The organism is Actinomyces faecalis, assembly GCF_013184985.2.
GTDB lineage: Bacteria > Actinomycetota > Actinomycetes > Actinomycetales > Actinomycetaceae > Actinomyces > Actinomyces faecalis.
The window spans coordinates 1,280,355-1,296,658 of record NZ_CP063418.1; the positions used below are offsets into that span (position 1 = coordinate 1,280,355).

General features: G+C 68.4%; 11 protein-coding genes and 1 tRNA gene. 9 read left to right on the forward strand and 3 right to left on the reverse strand.

What is annotated here, in order from left to right:
• The first annotated feature begins 78 nt into the window (after window positions 1–78).
• Complete coding sequence (locus HRL51_RS05460) at window positions 79–3,438, forward strand: error-prone DNA polymerase (protein ID WP_172192521.1); 3,360 nt, start codon at window positions 79–81, stop codon at window positions 3,436–3,438.
• 22 nt (window positions 3,439–3,460) lie between these two features.
• On the opposite strand, the gene HRL51_RS05465 is transcribed toward HRL51_RS05460, so the two are convergent.
• Complete coding sequence (locus HRL51_RS05465; RefSeq protein WP_172192523.1) at window positions 3,461–4,822, reverse strand: AI-2E family transporter; 1,362 nt, start codon at window positions 4,820–4,822, stop codon at window positions 3,461–3,463.
• A 1-nt stretch (window position 4,823) separates the two neighbouring features.
• Window positions 4,824–5,570: an HAD hydrolase-like protein gene (locus tag HRL51_RS05470; RefSeq protein ID WP_172192525.1), complete on the reverse strand. Its 747-nt coding sequence runs from the start codon at window positions 5,568–5,570 to the stop codon at window positions 4,824–4,826.
• 60 nt (window positions 5,571–5,630) lie between these two features.
• Between HRL51_RS05470 and HRL51_RS05475 the strand changes: the two genes are divergently transcribed.
• From HRL51_RS05475 to HRL51_RS05510, 8 genes are all read left to right on the forward strand, one after another.
• On the forward strand, window positions 5,631–6,509 hold the full coding sequence (locus HRL51_RS05475; protein WP_172119966.1) for a D-hexose-6-phosphate mutarotase: 879 nt from the start codon (window positions 5,631–5,633) through the stop codon (window positions 6,507–6,509).
• Window positions 6,510–6,742: 233 nt separating this feature from the next.
• Window positions 6,743–6,833 (forward strand) — tRNA-Leu (locus HRL51_RS05480).
• 559 nt (window positions 6,834–7,392) lie between these two features.
• Window positions 7,393–8,697 carry an MFS transporter gene (locus tag HRL51_RS05485; RefSeq protein WP_172192706.1) on the forward strand — a complete coding sequence of 435 codons (1,305 nt, stop codon included), beginning with the start codon at window positions 7,393–7,395 and terminating at the stop codon, window positions 8,695–8,697.
• A 23-nt stretch (window positions 8,698–8,720) separates the two neighbouring features.
• Window positions 8,721–9,893, forward strand: coding sequence for a bifunctional GNAT family N-acetyltransferase/nucleoside triphosphate pyrophosphohydrolase family protein (locus HRL51_RS05490; protein ID WP_172192527.1), 1,173 nt, complete (start codon window positions 8,721–8,723; stop codon window positions 9,891–9,893).
• A gap of 354 nt (window positions 9,894–10,247) precedes the next feature.
• The gene (locus tag HRL51_RS05495) at window positions 10,248–11,579 is read left to right on the forward strand and encodes an ABC transporter permease (protein WP_172192529.1); all 1,332 of its coding nucleotides are present in this window, start codon (window positions 10,248–10,250) and stop codon (window positions 11,577–11,579) included.
• A 113-nt stretch (window positions 11,580–11,692) separates the two neighbouring features.
• Complete coding sequence (locus HRL51_RS05500) at window positions 11,693–12,745, forward strand: ABC transporter permease (RefSeq protein ID WP_244960248.1); 1,053 nt, start codon at window positions 11,693–11,695, stop codon at window positions 12,743–12,745.
• A gap of 41 nt (window positions 12,746–12,786) precedes the next feature.
• Window positions 12,787–13,419, forward strand: a complete 633-nt coding sequence (locus HRL51_RS05505) for an ABC transporter ATP-binding protein (RefSeq protein ID WP_172192533.1) — start codon at window positions 12,787–12,789, stop codon at window positions 13,417–13,419.
• 192 nt (window positions 13,420–13,611) lie between these two features.
• Window positions 13,612–15,690 (forward strand): M3 family metallopeptidase, encoded by a 2,079-nt coding sequence (locus HRL51_RS05510; RefSeq protein WP_172192535.1) that lies wholly within the window; start codon window positions 13,612–13,614, stop codon window positions 15,688–15,690.
• A gap of 52 nt (window positions 15,691–15,742) precedes the next feature.
• Here HRL51_RS05510 and HRL51_RS05515 read toward each other — a convergent pair whose 3' ends face one another.
• A complete protein-coding gene (locus HRL51_RS05515) occupies window positions 15,743–16,303 on the reverse strand; it encodes a septum formation family protein (protein WP_172192537.1) in 561 nt (186 codons plus the stop codon).
• Window position 16,304 lies beyond the last annotated feature (1 nt).

Genomic DNA, 16,304 nt, shown 5'->3' on the forward strand with positions numbered 1-16,304 from the left:
GAGTGGTGAGGCTGTGGTGTCTGACGCTCTCTCCGGACGGCATCGGTACGTGTCGCACCCTCCCGCTACTGTGTACACGTGTTCGATACTCGTTACGCTGAGCTGCACGCCCACTCGGCCTACTCCTTCCTTGACGGCGCCAACGAGCCGGAGGACCTGGTGGCTGCCGCGGTCACGCTCGGTCTGGAGGCGCTGGCCCTGACTGACCATGACGGCATGCCCGGCGTCGTCAAGCACGCTGAGGCCGGACGCCGCCACGGTCTGCCCACGGTGCACGGCACCGAGCTGACCATGGCTGACGGCACCCACCTGCCGGTGCTCGCCCGCGGGCCTGAGGGCTACCGGCACCTGGTTGCCGCCGTCTCCCGGCACAACCTGGCGGCCGGACGGCGCCAGGAGCCGGCGCACCGTCTGGAGGACCTGGCCCAGGCGCTGCGGGGAGGGACAGGGACGCCGTGTTCCTCCTCCTGCCTCGTCCTGACCGGCACCGCCCGAGGCCCGCTGCGACGGGCCCTGGGGGACCCCGCTCGACCCTATACCTGGGACGCTCGTGCCGCCGAGGCCTGTCTGGGCCGGATGGTGGAGCTCCTGGGGCCGGACGGCGTCGCCGTCGAGATCACGCTCAGCGGTGGGCCGACGGACGCTGCCCTTACTGAGGCCCTGAGGGACCTGGCCACTCGTCACCACCTGCCCCTGCTGGCCACGGGTGCCGTGCGCTGCGCCCGGCCGGCAGACTCTCGCCTGGCGGACGTCCTGACAGCGACCCGTCTGGGAACGGACCTCGAGGGAGCGCGCGGCCACCTCCCGGCGATCGGGCGGTGGCTGCGCAGCGGGCCGGACATGGCGCGGCTGCACCGCCGTGCCCCGCAGGCTGTGGAGACGACGGCGGAGGTCGCCCGCGACCTGGCCTTCGACCTGGCACTCGTGGCTCCTGACCTGCCGGCTCCTGAGGTCCCGCCGGGGCACACCCCGTCCAGCTGGCTGCGGGAGCTGACCCGTCGAGGGGCGCTGAGGCGCTATGGCACGCGTGAGCAGGACCCGCACGCCTGGGAGGTGCTGGACCACGAGCTGGAGGTCATCGAGTCCCTCGGGTTTCCTGGCTACTTCCTCATCGTCCGTTCCATCGTGGAGTTCTGCGAGGAGTCCGGCATCCTGTGCCAGGGGCGTGGGTCGGCCGCGAACTCCGCCGTCTGCTACGCGCTGGGGATCACGGCGGTGGACGCGGTGCGGCACGAGATGCTCTTTGAGCGCTTCCTGTCGCCCGGGCGTGCTGGCTACCCGGACATCGACCTTGACATCGAGGCCTGTCGGCGCGAGGAGGTCATCCAGTACGTCTACCGCAGGTACGGGCGTCACCGTGCCGCCCAGGTCGCCAACGTCATCTCCTACCGACCTCGCTCAGCGGTGCGCGACGCCGCTCGTGCCCTGGGACATCCCGCGGGGCTTCAGGACGCCTGGGCCCGGTCGATCGAGCACGGGTGGTCACGTGGGGACGGCGGGCAGAGGTACGAGGAGGTCCCTGGTCAGGTGCTCGAGGTGGCGGACCGCCTCCTGCGCCTGCCTCGTCATCTCGGGGTCCACTCCGGTGGCATGGTGCTGGCGGCTCAGCCTGTGACCGAGGTGTGCCCGGTGCGCTGGGCCGCGACGGAGGGACGCAGCGTCCTGCAGTGGGACAAGGACGACTGCGCGGCCGCTGGCCTGGTCAAGCTCGACCTGCTGGGGCTGGGGATGCTCACCGCTCTGCGTCTGGCCTTCACCACGCTTGACGAGCGAGGGGAGAAGGTGCCTGACCTGGGCGGTAACGAGAGGGGCGGGATCCTGCGCCCGGCCCAGGTGGGCAGGAGCTGGGGGCTGCACACCCTGCCGGAGGAGGACCCTGCGGTCTACCGGCTGCTGCAGGCGGCGGACACGATCGGGGTCTTCCAGGTTGAGTCACGCGCCCAGATGGCGACCCTTCCGCGTCTGCGGCCTCAGAAGTTCTACGACATCGTCGTCGAGGTCGCCCTCATCCGTCCCGGCCCGATCCAGGCAGACGCCGTCAACCCCTACATCCGTCGCAGGCTGGGACGGGAGGAGCCGGACTACCTCCACGACCTGCTGCGCCCGGCACTGGAGAAGACCCTGGGGGTCCCGCTCTTTCAGGAGCAGCTGATGCAGATCGCCGTCGACGCAGCCGGCTTCACCCCTGCCGAGGCGGACGAGCTTCGTCAGGCCATGGGTGCCAAGCGCTCGGTGGAGCGTATGGAGGCCCTGCGCACCCGGCTGGTGGAGGGGATGAGGGGACGAGGGATCGACGAGGGTACCACCGAGGTCGTCTTTGACAAGCTGCGGGCCTTCGCCGACTTCGGCTTCCCGGAGTCCCACGCCTTCTCCTTCGCCTACCTGGTCTACGCCTCGGCCTGGCTCAAGGTGCGCCGTCCCGAGGACTTCTACGCCGGGGTCCTGGCGGCCCAGCCTATGGGGTTCTGGTCCCCCCAGACCCTGGTGGCGGACGCACGTCGCCACGGCGTCCAGGTCCTGGCTGCGGACGTCAGCCGCTCCCAGGCCCAGGCCACCGTGGAGAGAGTGGTCCCGGGCACGCTGACTCAGGAGACTGAGGCAGGTGCAGGTGAGGAAGGGGCTTCGGGACGTCAGGCTGAGGTACCGAGCCTGACGGCCGCGACGCCTCTGACGAGCCTGGACACCCGTCCTGACCTCGCGGTACGCCTGGGGCTGGCACCGCTCAAGGGACTGGGGGACGAGCTCGCTGAGGCGATCGTGGCCGAGCGCGAGAGGTACGGGGCCTACGCCGACGTCACCGACCTGGCGCGACGGGTCAGGCTCAGTCGCAGGAACCTGGAGACGCTGGCGGCGGCAGGAGCCCTGGCCTCCCTCGGAGTCACCCGACGTCAGGCTCTGTGGTCAGCCGGCGCCCTGGCTGGTGAGCACGGGCGGCTGCGTACGGGTCCGGGGTGCGACACGGCGTGGTACCAGCCGCCGCTTCCGGGGACGGCCGTGGGTGCCACGGCCCCCGTCCTACGCGAGATGACGCCGCAGGAGCGCCACGCCGCTGACCTGCGGCTGACGGGGGTGTCGACCGAGACCCACCCCCTGGCCTTCCTGCGCGGCGCGCTGGCGGAGGACGGCGTCGTGGAGGTGGCGAGCCTGCCGAGCCTGGGCAACGCAGTGCGAGCCTGCGTGGCAGGGGTCGTGACCCACCGTCAGCGTCCGCACACGGCTGCCGGGACCGTCTTCCTCAACATCGAGGACGAGACCGGCCTGCTCAACGTCATCTGCTCGGCAGGGATGTGGAAGCGCTACCGGCACGTAGGCAGACGAGCCACGGCGGTCCTCGTGCGCGGGACGGTGGAGAGCGCTGACGGCGTGACAGCCCTGCGGGCCCAGTCTCTCCAGGCTCTTCCCGGGGTCGTGAGCACCGGGAGCCGGGACTGGGCATGAGCCAGGACCAGGCCTGGGGGGGCTAGCTGTCGCGTTCCGGGCTGTAGGAGGGCAGCGTGCCCTGGACGGGGGCGTCCTTGACGTGGAGCTCGGAGTAGACCGACCACACCACGCTGACCAGCGGCACCGCGACCACCGCACCGAGCAGCCCGGCCGAGAAGGTGCCGATTGCCACGGCGATACCGACGACAACCGGGTGGAGGGAGACCTGACGCCCCATGATGAGCGGCTGGAGGATGTGACCCTCGATCTGGCCGATCCCGGCCACGCCGAGCCCGACCACCACCATGGCCACCAGTCCCTTGGAAGCCAGTGCCACCACCATCGCCACGATCATGGCCAGGGGCGCGCCGATCATCGGGATGAAGGCGCCGATGAACACCAGCACCGCCAGCGGGGCGGCCAGGGGGATACCTGCTACCTGCAGGAAGACCCCTGCCATGACCGCGTCGGTCAGAGCCAGGATCACAGTGCCCCGGGCATAGCCCGCGAAGGTGTACCAGCCGGCCCCCGCGGCACGGTGGACGGAGGTGCGCAGACGCGCGGGCAGCTCGTTGAGGAACCAGCGCCACATCCGGCCACCCGAGGCGAGCAGGAAGATCGAGGTGAAGACAGCCAGGGCCAGGACCACGAAGACGTTGGCCACCGTGCCCGCGTTGGACAGCACCTCCCCGGCCAGGCTCGTGGCGTTGGACTCCACGTACTGCTGTCCCTGGTTGACCATGCTCTGCAGGGTCCCCAGGACCTCCTGCTGGCTGAAGTGGAACGGAAGCGGCCCGTTCTCCACGAAGTCCAGGATCGTGTTGACCCCGGTGGAGAACTGCGCGGCCAACGAGCTCCACTGGTTGGTCACGGAGGACACGACGTAGTAGACCAGGGCAGCCAGGAAGGCGGCGGTGGTGGCCAGCGCCAGGAAGGTCGCTGGGTAGCGCGGCATGACCTTGGCGAAGAAGGCCACCAGCGGGTGGAGGATGGCCGTGACCACCAGGGCGATGAAGACGCCGATGAAGACCGGGACCACTCGGCCGATACCGAGGAAGACCAGCGCTACCACCAGGAACATCCCCAGCCCCAGCCAGGCTCCCAGCCCGCCGCGCACCAGCCACCCGGGCAGGCTCGCAAGGGCCGCGCCCGACGCCGTCCGGCTGCCTGCGTCCGCAGGCACGGCGCGGTCCGGCGCTGCGAGGACGTCCGGCGCAGGACCGAAGGAGGTCGCCGGGACGCTGTCCAGCTCCATGACCTGGGCACGGTCCGCCGCGCGCCTGGCCTCAGCGCGGGCGATACGTCGTTGGAGGAGCCACCGTGCCCGGGACACGGCGCCGACGAGGCCCGGTAGGCGGCGGCGGGGCCCGTCCTTGCTCGTCATGGGCTCGGTCTCATCCATGTCAGTCCTCTCCCTGCCCGCCGCTGATCCGGCCCGTCAGCCGACCCACCAGCCGGGTGAGCTCGACCGGGTCGCGGACCAGCCAGTCGGCCTGCGCCAGCTCGGCGGCGTCACCGTAGCCCCACAGCACGCCGACGCACTCCAGCCCGGCTGCGTGGGCGCCGTCGACGTCGTGCCGCCTGTCACCGACGTGGACGACCCGGCGGGTGTCGGCACCGGCCTGCTCCAGACGGCTCAGCGCCAGACGGACGACCTCCTCCTTGGAGCCGTAGCGGTCGGCGGGGTCCGCACCGGCGAGGACCGTGAAGGGGGCGTCCAGGTCCGCGTGCCGGAGGATCTCGACGGCGTAGTCCTCACGCTTGGAGGTGGCCAGGGACAGCGGGACGTCCCACGCAGCCAGCTGCTGGAGCAGCTGCTCGATCCCGTCGTAGACCGGGGCGGCGTGCATGTGCTCACGGTAGTGCTGGCGGTAGAGGGCGACAGCACTGGCGTTGTCCTCGCCTGTCAGGCCGGCGTGGAGCCGGAAGCCCTCGGTCAGCGGCGGGCCGATGAAGCTCATGAGCTCCTCGCGGCCGGCTACCGGCAGCCCGAGGTCGGTCAGGGCGGCCTCGACCGCGTCCAGGATGACGGGAGCGGAGTCGGTGATCGTGCCGTCCAGGTCGAGCAGGACGGCAGTGACCTCCTGGCCTGCGCCGGGCCGGGGAAGGTCAGGTACCGGGGGCACGGGGACGGTTGCGTGGAGGTTCACGGCTCAGGTCACTGCCTACTGTCGCTGTCGGGGCAGGGTCCACCCTACTAGCGTTGCCCTATGAGCACTGTGGACGACATCCAGGCCGTCAAGGGCCTGCACCTTCCTCGTACAGCAGCCGTGACCCCCGGGCGTGGGGGTCTTCAGCGGCTGCTCGTGGACGCGCCTGCGGGCGGGGGCGAGATCTACCTCCACGGCGCGACGCTGACCTCGTGGCGTCCGCGGGGTGGCAAGGAGGTGATCTTTACCTCGCGTCAGGCGGTCTTTGACGGCGTGCGTGCCATCCGTGGAGGCGTGCCGATCTGCTCACCGTGGTTCGGATCAGGTCGGCGAGGTGACCAGGTGACCAAGCACGGGTGGGTGCGCACCCGGCCCTGGCGCCTGCGCAGCGTCGAGGCCACGGCGCAGGCCGGTGTCCGGGCGCTGCTGAGCCTGGAGCACGACGACCTGGCCTTCCTCTACGAGGTGGAGATCGGCGAGGAGCTCAGCCTGAGCCTGTCGGTGCGCAACACGGGAGGGGACCCGCAGACGGTCGAGGCTGCCCTGCACCACTACCTCGCCGTCGGTGACGTCACCGCCGTCGAGGTCGCCGGCCTGGAGGGGCAGACCTACTGGGACGCGCTCCACGGGGGTGTCCACGAGCAGGAGGGGACGTTGCGCCTGACCGGTCCCACGGACCGTGTCTACAGCGCGAGCCGGCCCGTGGTGGTCAGTGACCCGGCTGCGGGGCGTCGCCTCGTGGTCAGCGGCGTCAACGCTCCCGACGCAGTCGTGTGGAACCCCTGGAGCCAGGGGTCGCGTGGTGCCGCCGACCTGGCGGAGGACGAGTGGCCGACCTTCGTCTGCGCCGAGTCCGCCCTCGTCCGGGACCACGCCGTGGTCCTGGAACCGGGGCAGAGCGTGTCCATGGGCTCACGGATCCGCGTCGAGCCGCTGTGAGCTGCTGTGGGCTGCGATGAGCCCGCTGTCGGCCCATGACGCGCCAGCCGCTGACATGGTGGGCCCGCCATGTCCGTTGTGGGCTGCCGTGGGCACCGTCCTCGAGCCGCGGGTCCAGGGCCGTGCCTGTGCACCGCCTGGCTGTGATGCACCGCACCGGTTGCTGATTTGCTCCCGCCGCGTACGCCCATGCTAGATTTCTCTGCGTCGCGGCCAGCAGTTGCGATGACAATGTCCGAGTGGCGGAATAGGTAGACGCGCTAGCTTGAGGTGCTAGTGCCTTATTAAACGGGCGTGGGGGTTCAAGTCCCCCCTCGGACACCACTGAAAACAAGCCGAAAGGCGGCAGCCGTCAAGAGTTGTGACACAGGCCCGTGTCGCGGGCCGATGGCACACGAGGGCGGGCGAGGCACCTACCAAAGAGGCCCCAGCCAGGATGGTTGGGGCCTTCATCATGCCCAGTCCGAGGAGACCGATCCCGCTGTTCCGCCGCCCCTTCTGTCCCTCGGTCTCCTGCCTCCTGGTTTTCCTGCCCCCGCTGGTCTTCCGCCTCCTGGTCTCCTGCCTCTCGATGCCGAGTCCCGTCGCTTTCGCTCCTGAACAGTCGATTCCCATGCAGGCCGCAATGGAATCGACTGTTCAGAAGCGAAAGCGACGGGGGGGGGGGGAGAGAGAGACAGGTGAGGGGGAGGCGGCAAGGAACAGCACGAGGCAGATAGCGGGACTGACCTTCCGGTCGGTGACGAGGTACCTTCTCCCTGTCTCGTTCCGTGTCCGTGTCCTGCTTCTGTTTCTTGTGCCCTGGGCCTGTGTCCTGGGTCTGAGCCCAGGGCCTGTGTCCCGTGTCCTCGTTCTGTCTCTTCGTCCCCTGAGGTTCTTCCCCATGACGTCACCCTCCCCGGCCGCCGCCACGTCGCGCCCCGGCCGCCGTCAGCACGCCCCGTCCCTGGTCAAGGCCAGGATCGCGGTCTACCTGACCTTCTTCGCCAACGGCGTCGGCTTCTCCAACCTCGTCCCGCGCTACCCCGAGGTCCTGGAGCACCTGGGGATCACCAAGGCGGCCTTCGGCCAGGCCCTGATGTTCAGCTCCATCGGTGCGCTGGTGGCCGGGCTCGCTGCGTCCTGGTTCATCAGCCGCTTCACCTCGGCGCGCGTGGCGAGCCTGGGCATGATCGTCCTCGGCCTGGGACTGCTGGGGGCTGCCGCCTCCGACTCCTGGCTGATCCTCGCCCTGTGCATGGCCTGGGCCGGCGGCGCCGACGCGATCATCGACGTCGCCCAGAACGCCCACGGCCTACGGGTCGAGCGGCGTTGGGGCTCGTCGATCATCACCAGCTTCCACGCCGCCTGGAGCCTGGGCGCTGTGGTAGGCGCCACCCTGGGGCAGGCGATGGCCGGTTGGGGCGTGGAGATCCGCCTGCACATGCTCGGGGTCCTCGTGCTGCTCACGGTCGTGTCCACGGCGGCCTCGCGGTGGATGATCAAGGGCCCGGACTCGGACGACCGGGACCCTGTCACCGTGCCCTCGGCGGGCTCAGCGAGCGCCCCGGCCGTGGTTGACCTCGACGACGCCGCGGTCGTCCCGGCTCGTGCCTCGCGACTGGTCACGGTCGCGGTCATCATCGTGCTGGGACTCATGTGCGCGGCCGCGATGTTCCCGGAGGACGTGACGGCCAACTGGTCCTCCCTGCTGCTGACGGAGCAGGAGGCGCCGGTGTCCATGCGAGGGCTGGGGCTCGTGGCGCTGCAGACCACCATGATCATCGGGCGTCTTCTCGGTGACGCGGTCATCGACCGCCTCGGTGCGCGCGCGGTCATCGGCGGCGGGGGAGTGCTCGTGGCCGCGGGCATGGGCCTGGCCCTGCTCCTGGACTCGGTGACGGGCACCGTCGTCGGCATGGTCGTCGCGGGTGCCGGCTGCGCGGTGGCGGTTCCGGTCGCCTACGCCGCGGCCGACGACGTCCCTGGCCTGCGCCCTGGGATGGGCCTGACGATCGTGTCCTGGCTGGCACGCTGCATCATGCTCGTCTCCCCGCCGATCGTGGGCTGGTTCGCCGACGCCTTCGGTACCTGGGTCGCTCTCGTCTACGGCCTGCTCGGAGGCGCGATCATGGCGCTGAGCTGGCCGGTGCTGCGCAAGGGCCGCCGTTCGGACGCCATCAGCGCCCAGGGGGCTGCGGAGGCCTGAGCCGCGGGCGCTAGGGTGGCGCCATGCAGCCCATCGAGATCTCTGTCCCCGCAGCCACCTACCGCGGTCGGTCCCTGCCGGCTCTTGTCCTGTCGGTCCCCGCGGCTGCTGACGTCCCGAGGATCACCGAGATCTGCCAGGAGCCGGCTGTCCAGCGGTGGACGACCGTCCCCTCGCCCTACACCGAGGCGGACGCGCGAGGCTTTGTCCAGGACGTCGTGGAGCCGGGATGGGACAGCGGCGACTGCCCCACGTGGGCCGTCCGGGAGGTCGGGGACGACGGCGCGACCGCCCTGGTCGGGATGCTCGGCATCACCTCGCGCGGCGAGGGCTGCGGCGACATCGGCTTCTGGCTCGCGCCCGAGGCCCGTGGGCGCGGGACCCTGCACCGCGCCCTGGAGGCCGTGATCGACCTCGCCCTCGACCCTGACGGCCCGCTGGCCCTGCGCCGCCTGGGCTGGTCCTGCTGGATCGACGACGGGGTACCCAACTGGGCCTCCTGGCGAGCGGTGTGGCGGCTGGGCTTCGTGCGCGAAGGGCTGCGCCGCGCCGTGGCGGTCAAGGACGGCCGCGTCATGGACGAGTGGGTCGGTTCCCTGCTCGTCGGGGACCCCCGCGAGCCTCGCGCGCCCTGGGACGGGCCGGAGCCTGCGTCCTGCGAGCCCGTCGGACGGGGCAACGGCAGCGCGCACACCACGGGAGCCTCGACGCCGCTGGTGGCTCTCGATGGCGTCGGACGGCGGGAGGGTGACGACCCTGAGGCGCTGGTACGACGCTTCCACCACGTCTACGGCCTGCCCGTCCAGGTCGACGGGCCGAGCCTGGACCGCGCCAGCCTCCACATGCGGATGAGCCTGGTCACCGAGGAGCTCAGCGAGCTCGTCGGCGCCGTCTACGGGCCCGCAGCGCGCCGTGAGGTCGAGGCCGGGATCGCCCGAGCCGTCGCTGCGGACGACGGTACCCGGGACACCGTCGAGACGGCTGACGCCCTGGCTGACCTCGTCTACGTCATCTACGGCATGGCGCTGGAGACCGGGATCAATCTGGCGGCTGTGCTCAGCGAGGTCCAGCGCTCCAATATGTCTAAGCTCGGGGCCGATGGCAGGCCGATCTACCGCGAGGACGGCAAGGTCCTCAAGGGGCCGGGCTTTTTCCCGCCGGATGTGGCAGGGGTCCTGGGCCTGGACCGGGAGTGACGGGGCACGAGGAGGTCTGCCAGAACCAAGGCTTCCCTGTCCTTGTGTCCTGCCTGCCACGGTCCGGAGCGCAGATGGTGATGGTGGTCAGGGCCGTGGTCCGCGCGCGCTAAAGATCCTGGTTCCAGGCTGCCTCCGGGTGAGGGGTAGGCGTGGGCCTAGGTCTCGGGCGCAAACGGACGTGTTGCACCACACATCCTAGGTGGCTCCACTTTATGTGAGATTGGTGGCGCTCTCCAGCGATCTCACAGACTCCTTCCACACGATAAGAACGATCAATGGTGTCATAAGTGTGGAAGGTCTTTCCGGATGTCGTTTCTGAGACGAGCGTGGCTTCACACCTGTCGTAAACGGGTGAAATCTTTGACCATTTTTTTGGTCCTCCTCACCGCATCAACTCTTCTCCTGTCCACCCTCGCCGTGCGTGAGTCCGTAGCCCGCACAGGCGATCAGCTGAGCTCTCAGCTGCTCTCAGGCTTCCTGCTTGAGAACAACCGGATGACAAACATGGGCACAGTACGTGGTGGAGGAACGATCACACGCGCTCAGATCGAGGAGGTTGCCAAGCTGGAGGGGGTGGTGTCGTATGTGGCGAACATGAACTCTGCGGTAGCTGATCTCGTTAACGCCGAGGTCCTCCGGCTTCCGGGCCAGGCTAATGACTACTCCACGAAGAATGAGGAGGAATTTGGCAACGCGGTGCCAATTAACGCCGTTAACCGTTCCGACTTTGCTACCGCTTTCCGTGCAGGCACATTCATGCTCACCCAGGGGCGTCATCTCACCGAGGACGATCATCACAAGGTCCTCGTGCACAAGGAGTTCGCCGAGCAGAACGGCTTAAAGATCGGTGACCGGCTCACGTTCAAGGCGAACCAGTATGACGCAGAGAATCGCTTCAAATCCAAGGCCGTTGTTGATTCAGAAATCGTGGGACTTTTTACTGGTGAAGGCAGTGGCAGGGAATCTTTTCGAACGGAGCTCTATCAGAATTCTATTTTCACTGATCTCGATACCTCTCGCTCTCTCTTTGGTACGAATCCGGAGAACGAGTACTACCACGATGCCGTCTTCTTTGTGAAAGACGTCAATAGTCTTGACTCGGTCATGAAGGAGGCTCGTGGGCTACCCCTCGATTGGAAGAACTATCTGATCCGCAAAAATTCCGATATGTTCGGTGGTATCGGTGCCGCGCTGACAGGCATCAACTCATTGTTGAGGACTACCTTCATCGGCACCTCCATTTTTGCCACTGGCGCACTGGCCCTTGTTCTTTTCCTATGGCTCAATGAGCGCCGCAAGGAGGTGGGGATCCTGCTTTCGGTTGGTGTGGGAAAGGCGAAGATCTTCGTCCAGTACGTCACCGAGAACTTGATGGTGTTTGCCCTGGCGCTGGTCGCCTCATACGGGGCGGCCAATCTGGTCGCCCAAGCGTTGGCGAACAACATCGTGTCGCGGGCATCATCCAAAGCGGCCGAGCAGATCCGCGGCGGTTATCACCTAGGAAGTGACTTCACCACGTCCACCTTCCAAAAGACGGTCGACCACGTGACGGTGGACGTCGAGCCAGGACACCTCGCCGTGATCGGTATCGCTGGCGCCGTGCTCATCATCGTGGCCACAGCCATCGCGTCCTACCCGATGCTGACGAAAAAACCTCAGCAGCTCCTGACACAGATGGGATAGCCATGACGTGGTGGAACCAAGCGCACCTTGCCGTGACGCGTCGACGCACGAGGAGCCTCATCCTTGCCCTCATCATCACGCTGATCTCGGCAGTGTTTGTGCTGCAAGGAGTGATGGCGAGCATGTTGACCGCGGTTACACGTGCTGCCGAGAACCAGGCCAGGCCCGGATTCACGGTGACCTCACCGGCGGGTGACTTCCGCCAGGAGGCGGCCACGATGCTGCTCGCCACTCCGCACGTGACTGGCCACACCTTCACGCTCGATACCTCGGCCTACACCGAGGACGGTGGTTTCCAGCCGGTGATGGGGGTCAGTGACCTCGCGGGACTCCAGGAATTCTCCCGCAAGGAGGCCGAGCTGACCGAAGGCGCCCACGACGCCGTCGCCCAGCTTCGCCACGGCACGGGAGCAGTCCTCGCTGACTCAGCCGCGGCTGCGCTGAACCTGGCGGTTGGTGACGAGCTGACGCTGACCAAGGATGAGCAGAGCGTCACGCTCCGCGTGGTGGGGCTCTATCAGCGCACCGAGCTCGCGCGCTCTGGTCATGAGCTGCCGATCTACACGGACCTGGCAAGCGCCCAGCATCTTGCCGGGAAAGAGGCCGTGAGCACAGCCACGTTCTACACGGACTCTCGCAACCACCTGGAGGCGGCGATCACGCAGGCTAAGGCGAGTCTTGCACAGGGCCTGGAGCTGGGGGACAGTACCTCTCGCGCGGCTGGTGTCCTTGACTCGATGGCCGGGATGACCACGCTCCTGTCTCGACTGCTGTGGGTGGTGCTGGCGGCGGGCGCGGCCATCCTCGTGCTGGTCCTGGTCTTCTGGACGCGTTCACGGCTCCACGAGGTTGGGGTGCTGCTGGCGATTGGCCACTCCAAGCGTCGTGTGTTCGTCCAGTTCCTCACCGAGCTGACGATGCTCACCATCCCCAGCTTCCTTATCGCGCTGCTCATCAGCCTGGGGGCCGGCCACGTCATCTCCCGCTACGTGCTGGGCACGGTCAGCGCCACCGTTGGCGACGTGCGCGTGCCGGTGGGGGCGCTCGCAGCAGTGGGCGTGCTTTCACTCGTGGCGGTCCTGGCGATCGCTGCGGTGTCGCTGCTGATTGCGATGACTCCACTCCTACGGCTGCAGCCAAAACAGATTCTGGCCACGATGAGCTAAGTGCTCACGCCTTCATATATGAGATGTCAGGAAAGATTGTCATGACCACGTTGAAACTCGACAAGCTCAGCTTCACCTACCAGGACCAGAAAAAGAGCGTGCTCAGTGACGTTAACGCCGTCTTTGAGTCCGGCACGTTCTACGCCATCATCGGCAGCTCTGGTGCCGGCAAGTCCACGCTCCTGGGTCTGCTGGCCGGTCTTGATGAGCCCACCCGGGGAACGATCCGCCTTGACGGCCAGGACGTGGCTGCGCGCGGGTACGCCTACCACCGCAGGCACCATGTGTCACTGGTCTTCCAGAACTACAACCTCATCGACTACCTCACGCCGCTGGAGAATGTGAGGCTGGTGGATCCCAAGGCAACGATCGACTCACTCCTCCACGTTGGCCTGTCTGAGCAGGAGGCAGGACGTCATGTCACGAAGCTCTCCGGTGGACAGCAGCAGCGTGTGGCGATCGCCCGTGCACTCGCCTCGAAGGCTCCCGTCATCCTGGCGGATGAGCCGACCGGCAACCTGGACAGTGACACGGCCGGTGAGATGATCGGGATCCTGCAGCGTCTGGCCCATGAGCAGGGCAAGTGCGTCATCGTGGTGACGCACTCCAAGCAGCTGGCGCGCCAAGCAGACGTGGTCCTGCGCCTGAGGAACCGCACCCTGGTGCGTCAGTAAAGGGCGCCGGAAGATCTTGCCTGTGGGACTGGCCCACAGGACTGGCTTATAGGACGGGGTGGCCAGGGCGTCGTCCCGCACTGCAGGTGCGCAGCGCTCAGTCGTTGGTGCGGCGTGCTCACACGCAGGTGTGGCGCGCACAAGACGTGCTGTGTGAAGAGCGTCAGATGACTGCCGTGGCACGATGGGTCCATGAGTCAGACCACCACTGTCCCACAGCTGCCCGATTCCAGCCCGTTTGCCACCCCCTGGGGGCTGGACCTGGGCTTGCCTGATTTCGCTGCGGTGCGCACGCAGGACATCGAGCCCGCCGTGCGTGTGGGTATGGCGCGCCAGCGCGCGCAGTGGGAGGCCGTGGCCACGGACCCCGCCGAGCCGACGGTGGCCAATACCGTGGCTGCTCTGGAGCTGTCTGGCGAGCTGCTTGAGCGGGCGCTGACGGTCCTGTATGCGCTGTCCTCAGCCACCGACTCGCCCGAGCTTGACGAGCTGGAGGAGCGGCTGGCTCCTGAGCTGGCGGCCCACCAGGACGCCTACGACCTCGATCCGAGGCTCTACCAGCGTTTCACGGTGCTCAACGAGCTCGTCGCCGCGGCCCGCGAGGCTGGACACACGCCGGTGGATGCCGATGGGGAGGAGATCGACGAGGAGACCGCCCGTTACATCCGGCTGGCGGTCGAGTCCTTCGAGCGTGAGGGCGTGGCGCTGACCGGCGCGGCGGCTGAGCGCCTGCGTGAGATCAATGCCGAGCTGACCACGCTGGGCTCCCGGGTCGGCACCCTGATCGCCAAGGCGATGCACGAGGCCGGGGTCGCCAACTACACCGCTACGCCGGAGCTGGCGGGCCTGGAGGGCCACGCCGAGCGCGTGGCGCTGCTGGACAAGGCGATGAGCCGTGGGCTGTCGGGGGAGACGGACACCCGTGCGCTCATCCTGCGCGAGGTGGCGCTGCGCGCCGAGAGGGCCCGCCTCCTCGGCTACGAGCACCACGCCGCCATCATCGCGGCGGAGTCTGCCGCCGGGACCACGCAGGCGGTGAGCGACATGCTTTCACGCCTGGTGCCACCGGCGATGGCCAACGCCCGCCGGGACGCCGAGGTCTATGCCGCACGCATGGCCGCCGACCCGGCCACGAGGCCGGGGGAGGTCTTCGGGCCGGCTGACTGGCCCCGCTACGAGGAGTCGGAGCGTAAGGAGCGCTTCGGTGTCGACGACGCTGTGCTCGCCCCCTACCTGGAGCTGGGCAACGTGGTGGACAAGGGCGTCTTCTACGCCGCCAACCGCCTGTACGGCATCACCTTCCACGAGCGGGCGGACCTGGCGGAGCACATGTACGACCCGGACATGCGCGTGTGGGAGGTGCGCGACCCCGCGGCCCTGAGCGAGGCCGAGCGAGAGGCAGGTGCCCAGGCCCCGGTGCTCGGCCTGTTTGTCGCCGACTACTATGCCCGCTCCGGCAAGCAGGGAGGGGCCTGGATGGACAGCCTGGTGGAGCAGAGCCACCTGACGGGCGCCAAGCCCGTGGTCATCAACTGCCTCAACCTGTCCAAGCCGGCCTGTGGCCCCACGCTGCTGACCTGGGACAACGTCATCACCGCCTTCCACGAGTTCGGCCACGCCCTGCACGGGCTGTTCGCCGATACCCGCTGGCCGGGGGCCTCGGGAGCCAACGTGCCGCGCGACGTCGTGGAGTTCCCCAGCCAGGTCAATGAGTCCTGGGCGCTGCACCCCCAGGTCCTGGCCTCCTACGCTATCCACGTCGACACCGGTGAGCCCATGCCCGAGGAGCTGGTGGCCCAGCTGCGCAGCCAGGGCTCCTTCGGCCAGGGCTACGCCACCACCGAGTACCTGGGTGCCGCGCTGCTGGACCAGGCCTGGCACACGCTCGCGCCCGAGCAGGTGCCGACCGACCCCGAGGCGGTGGAGGCCTTCGAGCACGAGGCGCTGGCCGCCGTCGGTATCGATGACGCCCTCGTGCCGCCGCGCTACCGCACCACCTACTTCAACCACGTCTTCGCCGGCGGGTACTCCGCGGCGTACTACGCCTACATCTGGAGCGAGGTCATGGACGCCGACACCACCCAGTGGTTCCGCACCGACGGCGAGGGCGCGCGCGACGGTGACCTGGGACTGAACCGCGAGGCCGGTGAGAGGTTCCGCCGTGAGTTCCTCTCCCGCGGTGACTCGCGCGACCCGCTGGTGTCCTTCGAGGCCTACCGCGGTCGGGCGCCGCGACTGGAGCCCCTGCTGGAGCGCCGCGGACTGGCCTGAGACGCTGGCCGTGGTGCGCAGGACGTGCGCGTCACGGCCGGCGCACCACGGCTCAGGACGGGGCGAACCCGGTCTGGTCGGTGACGTAGTACCAGGCGCAGGCGACGTGCACGCTCGTACCGGTCCGGGCGGCCTCGTCCCACTGCGGTGCCTCGAGCGTGATGGTGCGGGCCACCCCGACGGTGCTCGTCGCGTCGTCACGTGGGCTTACCGTGCCCTGCCTGCGCTCGCACTCCTGGTCCAGGCGCTCCTGGGTCTGCTCGTCGTAGGGGCCGGTGGGGACCTCGTCCCAGGCCGCAACCACTTCCAGACGGTGAGGTTCGTCGCAGCCGACCCGCCAGGAGCCTGCGGCGACGTCTTCACGGAGCGTCCAGCAGCTGCCCGGCTCGGCCGCCAGGTACTCGTGGTAGGCCTCCTCCTGCACCTCGCGCAGCTGGGCGAGGGAGGGCGGCGTCGGAGACGTGGCGGAGGACTCAGCGGATGACTCAGTTGGGGACACGGAGGCCGTTGCGGCTGTGGGGGCCGGGGCGCCGCCTGAGCACGCGGCCAGGCCCCAGGTCATGGCGAGAAGGAGGACGCTGAGCCCCCTCAGCCTCGTTCGGTGGTCACTCATC

Bases quoted from the DNA above. Each gene is read 5' to 3' on its own strand.
- HRL51_RS05510 (WP_172192535.1), top strand. From the start codon at position 13,612: ATGAGTCAGACCACCACTGTCCCACAGCTGCCCGATTCCAGCCCGTTT.
- HRL51_RS05505 (WP_172192533.1), top strand. From the start codon at position 12,787: ATGACCACGTTGAAACTCGACAAGCTCAGCTTCACCTACCAGGACCAG.
- HRL51_RS05475 (WP_172119966.1), top strand. From the start codon at position 5,631: ATGAGCACTGTGGACGACATCCAGGCCGTCAAGGGCCTGCACCTTCCT.
- HRL51_RS05490 (WP_172192527.1), top strand. From the start codon at position 8,721: ATGCAGCCCATCGAGATCTCTGTCCCCGCAGCCACCTACCGCGGTCGG.
- HRL51_RS05500 (WP_244960248.1), top strand. From the start codon at position 11,693: ATGGCGAGCATGTTGACCGCGGTTACACGTGCTGCCGAGAACCAGGCC.
- HRL51_RS05465 (WP_172192523.1), bottom strand. From the start codon at position 4,822: ATGGATGAGACCGAGCCCATGACGAGCAAGGACGGGCCCCGCCGCCGC.
- HRL51_RS05515 (WP_172192537.1), bottom strand. From the start codon at position 16,303: ATGAGTGACCACCGAACGAGGCTGAGGGGGCTCAGCGTCCTCCTTCTC.
- HRL51_RS05485 (WP_172192706.1), top strand. From the start codon at position 7,393: ATGACGTCACCCTCCCCGGCCGCCGCCACGTCGCGCCCCGGCCGCCGT.